The 16,678-nt window shown below is 48.4% G+C and carries 9 protein-coding genes; 3 read left to right on the top strand and 6 right to left on the bottom strand.

Annotation, left to right across the window (positions count from 1 at the left end; all coding sequences use genetic code 11):
- Positions 1–287 precede the first annotated feature (287 nt).
- Positions 288–1,196 carry a tRNA (adenosine(37)-N6)-dimethylallyltransferase MiaA gene (gene miaA / locus BGX12_RS12325; protein WP_109736359.1) on the bottom strand — a complete coding sequence of 303 codons (909 nt, stop codon included), beginning with the start codon at positions 1,194–1,196 and terminating at the stop codon, positions 288–290.
- A gap of 30 nt (positions 1,197–1,226) precedes the next feature.
- Between miaA and BGX12_RS12320 the strand changes: the two genes are divergently transcribed.
- Positions 1,227–2,333, top strand: coding sequence for a divergent polysaccharide deacetylase family protein (locus tag BGX12_RS12320; protein ID WP_109736358.1), 1,107 nt, complete (start codon positions 1,227–1,229; stop codon positions 2,331–2,333).
- 12 nt (positions 2,334–2,345) lie between these two features.
- Positions 2,346–3,062, top strand: coding sequence for a pyridoxine 5'-phosphate synthase (locus BGX12_RS12315; RefSeq protein ID WP_109736357.1), 717 nt, complete (start codon positions 2,346–2,348; stop codon positions 3,060–3,062).
- Here the strand turns inward: BGX12_RS12315 and truA are convergent.
- The 5 genes from truA to BGX12_RS12290 form a co-directional block, all read right to left on the bottom strand.
- A complete protein-coding gene (gene truA, locus BGX12_RS12310; protein WP_109736356.1) occupies positions 3,059–3,811 on the bottom strand; it encodes a tRNA pseudouridine(38-40) synthase TruA in 753 nt (250 codons plus the stop codon). The two genes, BGX12_RS12315 and truA, sit on opposite strands and share 4 nt — an antisense overlap.
- Position 3,812: 1 nt before the next feature.
- Complete coding sequence (locus tag BGX12_RS12305; protein WP_109736355.1) at positions 3,813–4,844, bottom strand: hypothetical protein; 1,032 nt, start codon at positions 4,842–4,844, stop codon at positions 3,813–3,815.
- Between the two features lie 726 nt (positions 4,845–5,570).
- Entirely contained in the window at positions 5,571–9,710 is a 4,140-nt protein-coding gene (locus BGX12_RS12300; protein ID WP_109736354.1) for a cadherin repeat domain-containing protein, read from the bottom strand.
- A gap of 257 nt (positions 9,711–9,967) precedes the next feature.
- The gene (locus tag BGX12_RS12295; RefSeq protein ID WP_109736353.1) at positions 9,968–12,568 is read right to left on the bottom strand and encodes an MMPL family transporter; all 2,601 of its coding nucleotides are present in this window, start codon (positions 12,566–12,568) and stop codon (positions 9,968–9,970) included.
- A 21-nt stretch (positions 12,569–12,589) separates the two neighbouring features.
- Entirely contained in the window at positions 12,590–13,960 is a 1,371-nt protein-coding gene (locus BGX12_RS12290; RefSeq protein WP_109736352.1) for a GGDEF domain-containing protein, read from the bottom strand.
- Between the two features lie 71 nt (positions 13,961–14,031).
- Here BGX12_RS12290 and BGX12_RS12285 point away from each other — a divergent pair, with 71 nt between their 5' ends.
- Entirely contained in the window at positions 14,032–16,617 is a 2,586-nt protein-coding gene (locus BGX12_RS12285; RefSeq protein ID WP_109736351.1) for a TIGR03960 family B12-binding radical SAM protein, read from the top strand.
- The last annotated feature ends 61 nt before the right edge of the window (positions 16,618–16,678 follow it).

Below are 16,678 nucleotides of genomic sequence, written 5' to 3'. Positions count from 1 at the left end.
AGTCTTGGTCCCGTAATCACGTTCATAAAATTGACTTCCTTGAATTTCTTCTAAGGTCCGTCACTAAGCACATCTCCGATTCCTTCAAACTGCTCAAGAGTCTCTCGGATTCTCGTTAGTTCCTTTTTCGTTTCGGCTTTTTCAGCCGTCCCTCTCAGGAACGACGCCAATTATAGAATTTTGAGAAAACTTTGCAAGGGCATTTTTTGAACTTTTTTTCATTTTTTCGCATTTTTTTCCAAAAAACGAAAAGAAAACTAGTCTTCTTCAAGTCGCCCACGAACAGTTCACAAACTATTCACAACTTTTTTCAGGACGTTTTCAAAAAATCCCGGCTGATTTTCAAAATCAAGTTCAATGGGGACATTTTTTACCTGCCAACGGAACCATGTAAGCTGTCTTTTGGCATAATTTCGGGTCTTTTTCTTCACTTCTTCCACTATAGAAGCGATTTCCGACCCATTTTTAGCTTGCAACAGCTCTCTATACCCCAAACTAAGCCAAGCAGGGGCATCCAAAGGCACCGTTTTCGCCTGTTCTAAAGCCTCTTCAACCCAACCATCCTTTATCATCTGGTCAACACGCTGGTCAATCCTTTTATAAAGTTCTGCACGATCGCGCTGCAACCAGAATACAGGTATCTTCCCTATTCCTCCAACACGTTCTTTCTGATATTCGGATAGCTTACGCCCAGTCCCCTCGTACACTTCCAGGATTCGAACGATTCTGCTCGCATGATTAGGCTCCACCTTTTCCATCGCTTCAGGATCCACAACGCAAGCTTTTTTGTACAACGTATCAAGACCACCGTCAGTAATCGTTTGTTCTAAACGTTCTCGAATCTCTTTCAAAATGTCAGGAATTTGCGGCAGGCCCAGCATAAGACTTTGTATGTAAAGACCAGTTCCACCGACAAGAATGAAATTCTTCCCAGGATTTTCTTCTAGAATTTTCTTTACATCTCTACAGAATGCTCCTGCAGAATAAGATTCACGAGGATCAAGAAAATCCACCAAGTGATGCTTGACTCTGGAAAGGCTTGCCTTATCGGGTTGTGCAGTACCAATCGAGAAACCCCGATAGATTTGTCGAGAATCTACTCCGATAATTTCAGCATTGAAATGTTCTGCAAGTTTTAAGGAAAGGTTAGATTTTCCAATTCCCGTAGCACCGACTAAGGCAAACAAAATAGGCATGGGCTCAATGTAGTTATATTTGCAAGCAAGATGAGAAAATCAAAACACATTATTGCCATTATCATTGTTCTTACAGTCATGGGCGGAATTTGCTTTGGACTGTCCCTGCTGGGAAATCCCGACGCAGAGAATCATGAAGTTGCAAATTCGGAAGAAGCCACTACGGATTCCGTAACACAAGCACCTGTTGACACGACGGTTTCCTTTGAAGACAGTTTCAAAGAACAGTTGCAGATTATTGAAGCCCGATACAATAAGAAGAAAGCTCGTAATATATGGACTTTGGGAAGAGGCCAGACCATTATTGTATATCTGCTGCAAGCACAGCGTTTTATTCAGAGTCACGGTGGCACCGTACTCAACATGAAACAGCTTTATAAAAGTTCTGCATTCCAGTCTGCCGAAGTAGATTTGCTCAAACCCGATGGTGATACACTTAAACTGGAACTTCAGGTCTCCGAAAATATTTTTAGATCTAACGCATCCGTACTTTCCATAGGCTTCCAGGTGACGGATCTTACCCCCGAAATCATCTCCGCCTTGAACCAGTTGGACATTCCATTTGATTTGCTGGTCCCTCCTTTCGGCTTGAAAGAAAACGTCTATGAAAATTTGGACAAAGTAAAGGAAAAGGAAGTCATTCTATGGCTCACCATGGAATCCACCCGACTGAACAAATCCCACAACAAGTACAGACCCCTAAGAATTCACCACACGGAAGATCAAATTGAAACGGTGATCAATGACGCGGTAAAGACTATTCCGTATGCAAAGGGAATCGCGACAAGATTCGGCGAACAAGCTGTAGAACACAAGCAGTTGCTGCAAGCCATTATCAAACCTGTAGAAAAGAACAAACTCTGGTTCCTGGATATTTCGTCCAACAAGCAATCCAAAGTGATGGACGCCTGCAAGGATTTTGAGACCCGCTGCAAGATTTCCAATCCCTACAATCCAGACAACAGCTCCCTGCAGGATTACGTGAAGCAGAAAAATCGCGAAGCCATCAAGAGTGGACTAGCCGCTATGATTCTCCCCCTGACCATGGAAACGATCGGCTATGTGACCGAGCTTTCCAAAAAGGTGGAAAAGCAGGGAACAACGCTGGTAAATTTATCTACTTTTATGACGTACTGATAAGGAGTTTGTATGACAGTCAAGCTTAGCTTTAATGTGGACCATATTGCAACTATCCGCGAAGCACGTAAGTTCCGCGAACCGGATCCCGTTGCTGCAGCACTCATTGCAGAACTCGCTGGTTGCGATAGCATCACCGCCCACCTCCGCGAAGACAAGCTCCATATCCAGGACCGCGATGTGGCACAGCTTCGAGCAACTGTTACCACCAAGTTGAATCTGGAAATGAGCCTATTCCCCGAAATGGTCCAGACAGCTATTAGCAATCAGCCGGATTCCGTCACCATCGTTCCGGAAGTCCATACCGATGACGGACTGAATATCGCAGCAAAGGTGAACGAACTCGCAAAGGCAATCATGACCTTGAAGAGCAACGACATTTCCGTCGGTGCATTCATTGATCCCGAAACCGAACAGGTGAAGGCAGCCAAGAAGCTGGGTATCGATTTCGTGGAACTGAATACCGGACGTTACGCAACTTCCTGCAGCCTCGGCAGCGCAGAAGAAGTTGACCGTGAAATTTCAGCTATTCAGGACATGGCAGTTCTTGCCCGCAAGTACGGTCTTCGCGTCAAGGCTGGACGCAGCCTGAACTACAGGAACGTCGGTCCTATCGCTGCAATCGAAGGTATCGAGGAACTGGTCATTGGCCACAGCATCGTAAGCAAGGCCGCTCTGGTCGGTATCGACACCGCCATCCGCGACATGACCAAGGCAATGAAGGCTTAATAGTCTTTGTATTCCACGTTCTGAAGAACAAGACCTTGAGGGGGAGCCCATGTGCGCTCTCCCTTAAATTTTTTCTCAAAAATCTGGTTTACCGTTCCTGGCGGAAGTTTACCTCGCCCCACATCAAAAAGGGTACCCACCATGGCGCGAACTTGACGGTGCAGGAAACGGTTTCCCTTAATATGGAACATGATGCTCCAGTCATTCAGACGTTCCAGGCGGAACTCCGTCAGGATGCAATCCGTAGGCTTCCCATCGTTTCTGGGAATACAGAAATCGATAAAATCGTGATGTCCCAGGAAAGACTGAGCTTCCCTTTCCATCGCATCCAGATCAATATTCAGGGAACCGCACTCCCAGCCAAAGTCCCTCATAAGAGCTACAGGACGGGTGAACATGGTATACTGGTAGTAACGGCAAGTAGCATCAAATCTGGAATTGAATTCCGGATCGCAAGGTTGCAAATCACGGATGCGAACCAAGCGCTGAGTCAAACCATTGATGGAACGAACCGTCTTCTCCAGGTCCAGTGCACCATCATAATCAAAGTGGCAGCACTGCCCCCGAGCATGAACCCCCGTATCCGTGCGTCCGGAGCCCCATATACGGATAGGAGCACGAAGAGCTGTAGTAAAAGCTGTTTCCAGCGTAGACTGAACCGTCACGAACTTGGTCTTGCCACCTTCGTTCTGAGCTTGCCAGCCGTAGAAGGCACTCCCCAAGTACTCACAACGGAAACGATAGCGCATGCTAGATCTGATTTTCCTTGATAATTGCTTCCACCTTATCCTGAGGAATCTTTAAGGTAGAGGCAATGGCAGAGGCAGGGAAACCGCGACGGGACAACTGGAGGATGCGGACCTTTTCCGTATCTTCACGATCAAAGCGGGATGTTTCCAGCGGGTTACTGCCAGCAAGCTTGGGATCACCTGTGGCGTTACGGCTCTGCGCACGGAGCTTCATGGTCACGTCGCGAGAAAGACCGCGAGGAGCACGCAACACATCGGAAAGATTCTGCATGGCAGAAGTAATTCGCTGTCTTGCGGTGGGGCGAAGAGTGGGCTTGCTGCTGGGGAAACCAGTCAATATCTTGTTTTCGGGAAGGCCGTTTTCATCTTCAAAAGCAACCTTCTGAATTTCTTCCTGTTCAGCCTTAGGCGGTTCTACAGGCTTTGCCTGAGAAATCGTCTGAGGAGCGGCGGCCTGGGAAGCAGGTTGAGCCTGCTGGGCCAAGGTTTCACGTTTTCTTGCGGCGTAAGCTTCTGCATCGGCAATGATGGAAGTTTTCTTAGGACGAGGTGTGGGAGGAACCAAGGTAGCTTCATCCTCACGAGAATTCACCGCAGGAACTTCAGTCTTGATGGTCTCCATCTGGCGGGTCAGGTATTCCTTACGACGCTTGAGGATAAACACCAGCAACACGATGCACAGAATAATAGCCACAACGCCGCCAACCACCCATTTGATGGATTCGGCAGGCAGAACATCAACACCGGAATCCTGTACAGGAGCGTCAGCATCAACAGTTTTCTTTTCAGAAGCGCGACGAAGGCTTGCAAGAGTATCCCAGGAAGCATCCAGTTCGGCACGGATCGCAACCTGCGCTTCCGGATTGTGCTGGGCGTCCCAAAGAGCAATTTCCAGAGAGTCGATCTTGGAACGAACGTCCAAATAAGAACGGGAATCAAAGGAGGACTGATTACCAAACAGGCCGCCACACAGGTAAATCACCAGCGCGAGAGCCAGGACAAACAGTACAGCAGGAGCAATAAACTTCTTCATACAGTGAAATTTAGTAAAAAATGAAAAACAAGACAACACCACATGGCTTTGTAAAGGTTTGATGTTCAACACGTTAGCTAACAAGCGCTTATAGGGGGTGTTGATGTCCCCATTGAGAATTCCTCAACACTTGTTTCACTTTGGAATAGGGAGGGTATTCCCTTAAAAGGTGAATTAAGGTATCTTTGTGTTCAAGAACTCTTTGTTCTCCTCCTAACCCCCAAAAAGAACACCTCGGCACTCGCTGAGGTGTTCTTTTGTTACGCAAAGGGCGGGGAATTCCCCCGCCCTCTGGACTCCCACCCCCTACAGCCTACCTGAAATGATTTCGTTACGCAAAGGGCACGGATTTAACCCGCCCTATGGACTCCCTCCCCCTACAGCCTACCTGAAATGATTTCGTTACGCAAAGGGCGGGAATTTAACCCGCCCTATGGACTCCCTCCCCCTACAGCCTACCTGAAATGATTTCGTTACGCAAAGGGCGGGAATTTAACCCGCCCTATGGACTCCCTCCCCCTACAGCCTACCTGAAATGATTTCGTTACGCAAAGGGCGGGAATTTAACCCGCCCTATGGACTCCCTCCCCCTACAGCCTACCTGAAATGATTTCGTTACGCAAAGGGCGGGGAATTCCCCCGCCCTATGGACTCCCTCCCCCTACAGCCTACCTGAAATGATTTCGTTACGCAAAGGGCGCGGATTTAACCCGCCCTATGGATTATTTATTTGGATTCGGGACGCATGTAACCGAAGGGTCTCAGCATATTGTCGCTGGTTCGGATAACATCGCCTTTCTTCTTACCATTTTCGTCATTAACGGGAGGCAGGGTACATCTAAGCTTTGACTTCATGCCTACTTCCACCTTGTAGAGGTAAGCCCCCGTACCCAGCAAACGTCCACTCTTATCTCGAACATTACCATCCTTATCGGGCTTCTGTTCAAAGAACATCTGAAGCATACCCACATCATTCGTGTAGGAGGGATCGTTCAGTTCCTGGGAGAAGTTATAGTATCCCACAAAATTACTCAAGGTGGTATAAATCCAGATTTTCACATTGGACTTAATATCATAAAGATTGGCCTTGGACGGATCGTCGAAATCAAAGCCGTCTTCACAATAAGTCTTCACGTATTCTTCTTTAGACATCTTTTTGCTATTAGCAGCATCCAGACCATCAATAGAAACGTTGCCCTGTGAATCCACCAAGTCATCTAAAGTTGCGAGGCCACCAATGGAATTCACCACAGGAAGCTTAATTTCCATAACAAGAGTGGGACCTAGATGGTTTTCTTCTTCAAGACCAGGATAGGGAGCCTCTCCGCTACCGGACTTTCTACCAAAGGCGCCTCCCTTCAGGGTTTCAACTTCCTTTCCTGTCTTGGGGTTACGAATACTAACAGCGTAGTTCTGCCCCTTCTCAGGAGGATTGGAGGCGTAGTATTCATCAACCTTGTCCTTGGTAATCAAGGTCACAGGCTGTTCTTCAGAAACAGCCACGTCCTTTGCGTCCTTCATGAACACAAGGACAGAATCCTTGGCAACATTACCAGCCTTGTCCTTATAGATGCGCTTAATCTTATTCACGCCCTTTTCTAGGCTCTGCTGAGTGAGGGTATCCTGTTCAACACCATTCACCTCCCAAGTCACGGCAACAAAGTTCGCACGAATTCGGGCGCCCTTTTCGGGAGAAGTAATTTCAACCTTGGGACCTATACGGTCCAGCACTACAGTGACAGACTTTGTAGCGGAATTACCGTATTCATTGATGTAGGTATAGGACACGCAATAGCCAATATCACCGGCTTCGCTTGTCACCAGGTTTCCATCTTCGTCGACTCCGTAGGAAATATTCACGGTATTGCCATTAGAATCCACGTAGTCGTAAGAAACCGTGTAGGGTACCGCATTTACACCTTTCTTGGAAGCCGCGTCTTCGGTCATCAGGTTTCCATCTGAATCTACCATCAGGATCGCTCCGGTAGCAGCATCTGCCGTATAGGAGACAGACACTTCCCTGCCATTCATGGTAGTAACATAGGTAACCATAAAGACTTCAACGGAGTCCACCTTTCCTTCGCTATTAACTACAGGGACCTTCACGACGTCACCATCCTTGCCGGTCTTATAGGAAACCGTTACGGAGTCGTTTCCCTGATAAGCCACCTTGTAGGAATGAAGAGTGGTATCACCATTCACGGAAACAATCGTCGCAGGCTTTGTTTCGTCCAGGCCTATATTGGCCTTGATTACAGTACTCATTTTGTCCAGGGTACTCTTGGAAACACCTGCAGTATCCAAGTCCAGGGCAATGGTATAATCCTTATTTACCCCGCCAACGGAATCCTTCACGACGATATGGATGTTATTCGTAATGGTATTCACATAGAATCTAGGATCATCCGCATCCACCTCTTCCACGATGGTATAGATATTGTCGGCGACAATTTCCTTTCGATCCGCATCCACAGACACAAAAGGCGTTGCAGTGCTCAAGCAAACCTGTACAGAGTCATAGGCGATACCATCGTGATCGTCATCCCAATAACTTACGGAATAATAACGGCAGCCTTCTACGAGAACTGTATCCATACAGACTTCCACATCCTTACCACCATTATGAGTGCAACTCAATTCCATTTCAGGAATATGGGTTCTAATAATGATAGGATCAGGCCACTTGTTTTCAGGATTCTTTCCTTCCACAATGTCCACAGCAGGCGGATTGTATCCATAGTCCACCTTGATGGTCACGTCTGAAACTGCGGAGAGGATGTCTTCCTCCTTACCGGTAGAAGCACTTTTATCACTTACGACCACGCCAATGGTAAACAGAGAATCATTGGTAAGCCTCTTAAGGGTAATTCCTTCCTTTACACTGATTACGCCTGTATTCGGATCAATCGTAAAGAGAGAATCCACAAGGGCATAGTTTTCATGATTCTTGTCAAATGCGTAAGTGAATACAGTATCATCCACATCCTTAACGGAGATAGAGCCCTTCAAGTTGGTGCCACCAGGAATTGCGTGACCGCCAATAGTGAATGTAGCAGGACCCGTAACAGGAGCATCATTTACGGGATTTACCGTAATGACAAATTCCTTATTTCCAATCGGTTCACCCGCCGTATTTTTGTCTTCGGAACTGATTGCATCGTTGGCATCCACTACTGCGAATTTCACAGTTGTCTGGGAAGCATCAATATCAGCATCGTAGAAATTCGCAACCGGAACAAAAATCAAATCCACAAGGGAATCTACAGGGACAATCTGGTCTTTCTTAACGAGTTCTCCCTTGTAAATTAGGGAGCCAAACTTGGAATTGGGCAATTGTTCAATACGAACGCCTGTCATTTTCGCGTCAATCAGGGAATAATAGGGGAACATATCAGATACAAAGCGAAGTGTATCATCTTCCAGCACAGCAAAAGTAGTATCCCTAGTTACCGGATAAATGTTCTTATCGACAACGTTCAGCGTAAAGGATCCTTCTCGAGCATTGTCCCTAAGGACTGCACCCACCATATCAAAGACCTTAAGGGTAAACTGTTCCTTAATGTCTGAGCCATAAGCTTCCTTATAGGGATCCAGTGCAACATTGATATAAATCTTGGAATCTTCGGTCGGGTACTTGCTGCCAGCCAAAATGGTTACACGACCAGTATCCACACCGCAGAGATAAGGGATAGAATCAAAGTCCGTAAGATCCGCACGTTGGTCAGAAGTCTTTCCGTTGACAGGTTCTTCATCTGTCAGATCAAAGCAGTAGTTGAAGTAGACATCTGCAAGTGTATTAGTATCAAGGCGGACAGGCACCTCCACAAGTTTCCCTGATTCTTCAAAATCAACGGTAGCGAACAATTTCGGGTCAAGAATTGCCGGATCAAAAGGAACGTAGCGGAAGCCCTTACCATCAAATTCTGCATTGATATTCAGGTTTTCGGCAATGAGCTGACCTGCCAAATGCAGATTACTGCCTACAGTCATAGTGCCTTGCGTAATCAGGGACCCCTGAATACTATCTGCAGCCTGGAAAGAATCCCAATTTACATCGTTTTTCATGTAAACCAGAAGATTGCCCGCATAATCCTTATGGGAAAGGGCATCTGTCGTAACCTTGGTCCAAGCCCCCCCTACAAATTCAGCATCTTCGTTCACGTACTGAACACGTAATTTTGAGCCTGCATAGAAATTAATGGATTCATCAAGGAAAATGCGAACCAGACGACCACCACCATTGGGGGGCAAGCGGACTCGTAATTCGCCTCCGTTATGAATGTCAATCTTCTTGAAATACAAATCCCATAGTTTTCCTTCCCCTTCCTCGATTCTAGGAACGTCAATATACCGGATTTCTCCAGATACGTCAATGGAGCCCCCATCATCATACAATTCAGTAGAATCCACGATTTTAGGGACCTTCAGGGAATTGAACACCGCAGACACAGCATCACAGGAGCACTTTCCTGTTTTTGCATTTTCACCAGTCAGGAGAGTACCCCCTGCCTGCGCAATACCTAAAGCAGCACCATAATCCGCTTCTCCCTCAATGCAGAATGTTCCTTGATAAGAAAGGTTGCCATTTGTTCCAGAAGAGAAATCGCCTAACGTACGCACAGGTCCCTTAAGCAGCGTACCGGAACCAGATTTGAATTTCAGGTCCTTACCGACAAGGGTCTTACCACCCACAATAATGTTATCAGCATCAAAAATGACGTCACCGCTAGCGGTACCAATAGCACCACTCGTATCCGGAGCAGTTCCACGCATCATGTAGAAGCCTGTCGTACCCCAGAATTTAAACGTCATCAAATTTTCCCAATATTTCTGCTGCAGTGAATCTGCGACATCTTCAAAATACATGGGACCTACATCCGCAGCGAAAACCGCGGATATTGTCGTAACCAGGACTAAAAAATACGAACGTAATCTATCAAAAAACATATGAACCTCCCAGATTCACTCGTACACCACCCAACATCAAAAATAATAAAGAAATGTTTACAAAGGTAAGGAAATCTTAACATTCGTATTTTCATAAGGTTAAAATCACGTAAAAACGCAAAAAAAAGTGGCTTTCGCCTCTTTTCCTTCTATTTTCAAGCTGGGATTTCGGAATTCTAGCTTCTCGAATCCCGCTTCAGGAATGTGATACAGAAGAAGATGGTAAACACCAAAGAAGCCGCCAGGAAGGCGATAATGGAGGTTACCGCCAGTTCACCAATAGTCCTCAAGCCCCTATGTTCCACACCCAGTGCTCCAGCAAAACCGGCAGCGGTAGTCACGGAACTTGCCATGACCAGGCGACCAATATTATCCACCAGGGAACGAACAGTCATATCCTTATTCTGAGTCCACCCCACCAGAAGGTGAATTGTGGAGTCGATGGCAAGACCAAGGACAGCCGGTACCACCACCACATTGTAAATGCCAATGTGACCGACTCCCAAAAGGACGTTCAGTAAGCCTAGAAGTCCAGCACTCCAGAACAAGCCCATGATCAGGGACCCTGCAGAAACCAAAACCAGGTTCAATTTTCTCAAGGAGAAGGCAAGAATCAGGATAATCACGATGAGCACCACAAACGCCATGCGCACGGAATCGAACTTTACCGCACGGACCACATCAGCAAGGATAAACTGGCTACTGAAGACCTTCAGTTTTTCGCCACCGAATTCCCAGTGACCGAAGCGGTCCTGCCAGGCAGCTGCTTCACGGGCGTCAGAACTGTTATAGCGGCCATAGATAAAGCCGATACGGCCCACAGACCCATCCTTCTCGCGAAGCAAATCAGAAGCCCATTCCGGCAGGGAGTCAACGGTAAAGGAATGAACCTCCTCTGCCAGCTGGCGAAGCTTAGCAATGTTTGCGCTATCCTCACCCGTTGCACGGTCAAAAATTCGGGCCTCAGCCAAATCCCTAATTTCGTCAATGACTTCCATACGAGCTTCCTGGTCCGCTTCGGAAGGCAGGAACGTCTTCAACGTCAGGAAACTACGAAGAGTGGAATCATGTTCCTGATGCATACGCACCATCAAAGTGTCGTACAAGGAATCCAGAAGTTCCGGGCGAGTAGACATCACCGCCGCAGGAGTAGAACTCTTGCGGTTAGAAGCCAAGGCATTACCCGTGCTAATGGACTTCTTTACGGTCTCCACATTTTCCTTAGGCGGACGACGGAGATTTTTGAAATTGTATTCGAATTCCAGATTCGGCAGGAAGAATGCGATGACTACAGTAAACACAAAGGCAGCAATCACGCCTCGTTTGAAGAAAGCCTTGATACGGTTATCATCCCATGCCTTGGGGAAGAAGGAATTGCGGGGACGGGGCGGAAGACCTCCCGCAACAAAGATGAATACCGGCATAGCGAACATGGCGGACACGAAGCTGAAGAAAATACCCACAGCGGAGATCACGCCAAATTCATAGAAGCCAACGAATTTCGCAATCAGCAGTGAGAGAAGTCCAGCGATGGTAGTAATGGCGGCTAGCGCCATCGGCTGCATCAGGTGGGACACCGTCTTTTCCATGGCAACCTTCAAGTCACCACATTCCGTGTACCAGCGTTGGCAGGTACCCATAAAATGAATGGAATAATCCACGCCCATGCCAAGGATAATGCTTGCTACAAGAACCGTAAAAGGATTCAGGGCGCCATAGTAGAAAGTGGTAAAGCACATTGCCAAAGAGCAAGCCAGAAGCACCTGGGCAAGCATGATCAGAGGAGCCTTGATTGCACTACGGAAGAATACGGCCACAATGAGGAAGATGAGTACCACGGCAATGACCATGGAAATGGTACTATCGCTCATGATATCGTTCACTTCGTTCAAGCCTTCGTAAGAGCCTTCCACAGTCATAAGGACCGGCTGGCCATAATCCACGGAACGGAACTTGGCAAGTAAGGTATCGGAACGCAGAAGAATATGCTTGACGTAGTCCACATCAGTGGATGGACGATTCAGCTTACACTGGACCACACCATTAAACAGGGTGGAATCGTGCTTGTCCTCGCCAATTAGGCGAGTCTTCAAATCCTTAGGAACATTACGCTTGGGTCCGTCGTCCTTTGCAGCCTTTTCAGATTCATCCTTCTTCTTGAAGAAGGAATCAAAGGCATCCGCAGCTTCATCGGGAAGGCCAAGAGCCTGAGGCAGGTTGGCATCAAACCAGACGCGCTCCTTCTTTGCAGGCTTTTCACTGGCGAAGTCTGCAGTTGCAGATTCGCTGGAGGAATCGTCCAGAAGGTCCACAACCAGGGGACCATTCTTACGTCCGATTTCCAGTTGGATATCTTCCAGGTTATCGCGGATTCTTTCCAGATGGGCGACAGGAAGGTAAATCAGGGCATTACGGGTAAAGAAGCTATTGTCATTCTTCACCTGAGGCTTGGTAATAATGTCATCCTGCCAGTTAGCGTCAATATAGGCCTGGACACTATCCTGAAGGCGAGCTACCAGATAAGGATCCTTCGCCTGGATGGCAATCATAAAACGGTCGGTGCTGCCGAAACGTTCGTAGGATTCTTCCAGAGCAATAACGCTTGGAGTATCCTTAGGCAGCAAGGTAGCCAAGTCCGTATGAATCTTAAGCTTGGTGGCTGTCGGAATAAGGCTAAGGACCAGAATTGCAATAATCACAAGCAGACTTTTCCACTTGTTTTTCTCAACAAAATTCACATAACGGGTGGCAAAGCCCTCGATTTTATTCTGATTCATAATTTTCCTACCTCCACCCGCTTAGCGCTGGGCAAGAACGTCAGCCAAGATTACGCGATTAGAACCGGCCTGCACGGCGTACTGCATGGAGGCCTGCGCGGCATACAGGAGGGAAGCGGCATCATTTGCGTGAGCCGGCATCACGGAAACACCCACACTGAGGGTCGAGGAAAGAATTCCATCCCCATAGGCAATCTGCAGCTGGGAAATTTCATTACGAATCTTTTCTGCACGCTGACGAGTAATCTGCAAATCTGCACCCGGCAGAATAACGCAGAAGACTTCTCCTTCATAACGACAAGGAATGTCTTCGGAACGGATATAACCCGGCAGACGCTGACCCAGTTCCCAAAGCAACTGTTCCACAGCGTGATGACCACGATTTTTCTGGATTTCGTTGATCATATCCGGATAGATCATAATAAGACCAATGGGAGTCTTATGACGAATTGCAGCTGTAACTTCGCGCTGTAAGGATTCTTCCATATAGCGGCGGTTGAACAAGCCCGTCAAATTGTCTCGAATGCTATGCTGTTCAAATCGGACATTCAAGTTCTGGTTAGCCACATAAAGGCCAAATGCTGTCGTCAAGGCGCTAAGTTTGGCATGCCAATCTTCCACGCTTTCCTGATCCGGCAACACATCCGTCTGCATGGTAAGAATACCGAAATGTTCTTCCAGGCCTTCAATAGGCGCACAGAATGCAATGCCTTTGGGATGATGATGCAGATGGGTGCAGCCCCCTGTCAGGTTAGTCTTGGAATAATCCGTAACGACAATATCCCCAGCATCAAAACTGGCGCATTCACCCGGGTGGATAACATCATCACTAATGACCTGATCCCCAAAAGAAAGAAGCTTGTGGAGATCCGTCTGAGCACCCTTATACATGTAGAGGACGCCCGAAGCCTTGGGGAACAACTGGGGTAGCAATTCCTGGAGAGGTTTAATCACTTCCTTGAAAGGACGATTCTTAAGGATTGATCGTGAAAAAGCCTTCCATGGCTCCAGAGGAATTCCAACGGAGAACGCAGCCGTTTCCATCTGTTCCAGGGCCTCCTTTGCAGAAACAGCGCCCTTCGGTAATTCCAATTTCGGTTCAGGAATCAAATCTTCCTCTTCCTGACGATTAAGATCCTCATCCCTGGAAATACCCGAAGAAAATTCCATTTTATTTTCCTTCAGATGCATGAGATTTTCATTAAAATCGTTTTCCGTACTTTCGATCGTTTTCTTGCAGATCGTGTAGAGGACAAATCCCAGGACCGCACCCCAGGCACCCAAAAAGACAAACTTTGCAGCAAGAGGAACAGAAGCCTCAGGAGCAATGAACGCGGCTGCCACACCAGCCACAAAGGCGATGAGCCAAACGATATAGGTAATCATAGTCATGCTCCCTAATTTACTTATTTATAACTTTCGTGGCATAGGCTCTTTCCGTTTGATATTCTAAATTTAGGCCTATGACTATTCTCGACAAGATTGCCCTCGCCCTCCCTGCCGTTGAATCCCCCGCCCGATACATGGGTGGTGAAGCCAACAGCGTGGTCAAAGATCACAGCCAGATGCTTTGCCGCATGGCCTTCGTGTTCCCCGACAAGTACGAAATCGGCATGAGCAACAACGGCATCCGCATTCTGTACCATGTGATCAACAAGGAGCCGGACCTGCTTTGCGAAGTGAGCTTCGCTCCCTGGGAAGACATGGCGAAGGAAATGGAGAAGTACGACATTCCTCTTTACAGCTATGCCAGCTACACTCCCGTTCGAGATTTTGAAGTCCTGGGCATGACCCTCCAGACTGAATTGAACTTTACCAACGTCCCCTACGTTCTGGACCTGGCCCGCGTTGCCGTGTGGAGCAAGGACCGTAAGGAAGACGACCCTATCGTGGTGGCCGGAGGCCCCGCCATGGCAAACCCGGAACCGGTGGCGGACTTCTTTGACGCCTTCATGATCGGCGACGGCGAAGACATAATCGTGAAGTTCCTGCGCTGCGTTGGCGAGGGCCGCAAGGCAAGACTCCCCCGCAAGCAGATTCTAGAAAACCTGTCCAGGATTGACGGCGTCTACATTCCAAGCCTTACCCCGACAGTCATCAATGAATTCGGCGACGTGGTTCCCGCAGCCCCTGCCGCAGGTCCCTACGAAAAGACCAATGGTGTGCGCCGCCAGTTCATTCCCGTCATGGACCGCAAGAACTATCCCATCAAGAACCTCATTGCAAACATGCAGCTGGTCCATAACCGTTTCAGCGTGGAAGTCATGCGCGGTTGCGCCCAGGGTTGCCGTTTCTGCCAGGCTGGTATCTGGTACCGTCCCTGCCGTGAATTAGATCCAGATGACGTTCTTGAAATCGCCAAGGAAGGCATCCAGGCCACAGGCGAGCGCGAGCTCGGTTTGCTTTCCCTTTCTACCGCAGACTACAAGCCGGTGGAAGGCCTTACCGACTCCATCATCGACGACCCGTTCTTCGACACCGTGGACGTAAGCCTCCCCTCCATCCGCGTGAACGCCTTCGGCGAAACTCTGGCTCAGAAGATTTCCGCATTGAAGGGCGGCCGCAGCGCCACCTTCGCTCCCGAAACAGGTTCTGAACGAATCCGCAAGATGATCAACAAGACCATCAGCGACCAGGACATGTACAACGCTGCAGAACACGCTTTCAGTAGCGGTTTCAACAAGATCAAGCTGTACACCATGATCGGCTTCCCCACTGAAAACCTGGAAGACATGGAAGCCTTCTGCGGACTCATCGAAAACCTGGTGAAGATTGGCCGCAAGTACCTGCGTGGTTGCCAGATCGCCGTTTCCATGGGCATCCTCATTCCCAAGTCCTTTACTGGCCTCCAGTGGGCACCCTTCATGGACAAGGAAACCGCCCTCAAGCACATCCGCTTTGTCCGCGAAAGATTCTTCAAGCACCCCAACGTGAAGGTGAACTGGGCCGGCTGGGAAATGAGCCATTTGGAAGCGGTTTACAGCCGCGGCGATCGTCGCCTGGCTCCCGTGATTTACGAAGCCTACAAGAAAGGTCTTACCTTCGAAAGCGACGCCTACCGATTCGATTACGACAAGTGGCTTCAGGTCTGGGAAGAATGTGGCTACGACACCAGCTGGGTGTACCGCACCCGCGAAAAGGATGAAGTGTTCCCCTGGGACTTCATTCACGCAGGCACTACCAAGCAGTACCTCCGTCGTGAATGGGAAAAGGCCTTCAAGGAAGACTCCGCACCCGTTCCCAACTGCAAGTGGGGCGATTGCCAGAAGTGCGGCATTCCGGGCTTCGGTGCAGAAATCCATTTGGCAAACGACCCGGTGCGCCACAAGGCACCTAGCCGCACTCCCGAAGAAATCAAGAAGTTGGTGGCAGAACGTCGTCCGAAGCAGAAGGACTGTTTCAGCTACAAGATCACCTTCAAGAAAACTGGCCTCAGCCGTTTCCTGCCCCATCACAACATGCTGAGCTTCTTCGAACGTACCTTCCTCTGCGCAGGCATTCCCATCAAGTTCAGCGAAGGCTTCAGCCCCAAGCCCCGCATCGTGAACATGGGCGCATTGCCCCTGGGTCTTGAAACCTACTGCGAAATCATCAGCGTGGAACTTCTGAAGCCTCTGGATATTTCCAAGGAAGGCCTGCCGGAAACCATGAAGAAACTTTCCGCCCCCTTCCCCCGCGGCATGGAAATCGTGAACATCGAGCCTTTGACCGACAAGCTTTCCAAACACTTCCCCAAGGCCATGGTCTACAGCTATACCGCCGACGACATGGATGACGCTCAGGCACAGAACATTCGCGAGCAGTTCAGCGTCAAGAACCTTCCCGTAGTACTCAACCACCGCGGCCAGGAAATCAACCTGAACGAACATATTCTGGATCTACAGATTCAGGGCAAGACCATCCTCGTGAAGGCAAAGTGCAACGATCAAGGCGGCACCGCAAGCCCCTTCAGCATTTACGCAGGTCTTCTCGGCAAGGAATACGATCCTAAGAAAGTTGATGACGAAACAAGAAAGTTCCTAATCAAGAAAATCGCAATGGATTTCTAAAGCATCGGCGAACACCAACAATTTTAGCCGCCACGGAAACGGGCGGCTTTTTTATAACGTT

It is taken from the genome of Fibrobacter sp. UWR4 (assembly GCF_003149045.1).
Classification (GTDB): Bacteria; Fibrobacterota; Fibrobacteria; order Fibrobacterales; family Fibrobacteraceae; genus Fibrobacter.
The sequence above is the reverse complement of the archived record's forward strand: the minus strand, read 5'-3'. Positions and strand labels throughout refer to the sequence as shown.

Coding starts and splice junctions, on each gene's coding strand:
- BGX12_RS12285 (WP_109736351.1), top strand. CDS start 14,032: ATGACTATTCTCGACAAGATTGCCCTCGCCCTCCCTGCCGTTGAATCC.
- BGX12_RS12305 (WP_109736355.1), bottom strand. CDS start 4,844: ATGAAGAAGTTTATTGCTCCTGCTGTACTGTTTGTCCTGGCTCTCGCG.
- miaA (WP_109736359.1), bottom strand. CDS start 1,196: ATGCCTATTTTGTTTGCCTTAGTCGGTGCTACGGGAATTGGAAAATCT.
- BGX12_RS12300 (WP_109736354.1), bottom strand. CDS start 9,710: ATGTATTTTGAAGATGTCGCAGATTCACTGCAGCAGAAATATTGGGAA.
- BGX12_RS12320 (WP_109736358.1), top strand. CDS start 1,227: ATGAGAAAATCAAAACACATTATTGCCATTATCATTGTTCTTACAGTC.
- BGX12_RS12315 (WP_109736357.1), top strand. CDS start 2,346: ATGACAGTCAAGCTTAGCTTTAATGTGGACCATATTGCAACTATCCGC.
- truA (WP_109736356.1), bottom strand. CDS start 3,811: ATGCGCTATCGTTTCCGTTGTGAGTACTTGGGGAGTGCCTTCTACGGC.
- BGX12_RS12295 (WP_109736353.1), bottom strand. CDS start 12,568: ATGAATCAGAATAAAATCGAGGGCTTTGCCACCCGTTATGTGAATTTT.
- BGX12_RS12290 (WP_109736352.1), bottom strand. CDS start 13,960: ATGACTATGATTACCTATATCGTTTGGCTCATCGCCTTTGTGGCTGGT.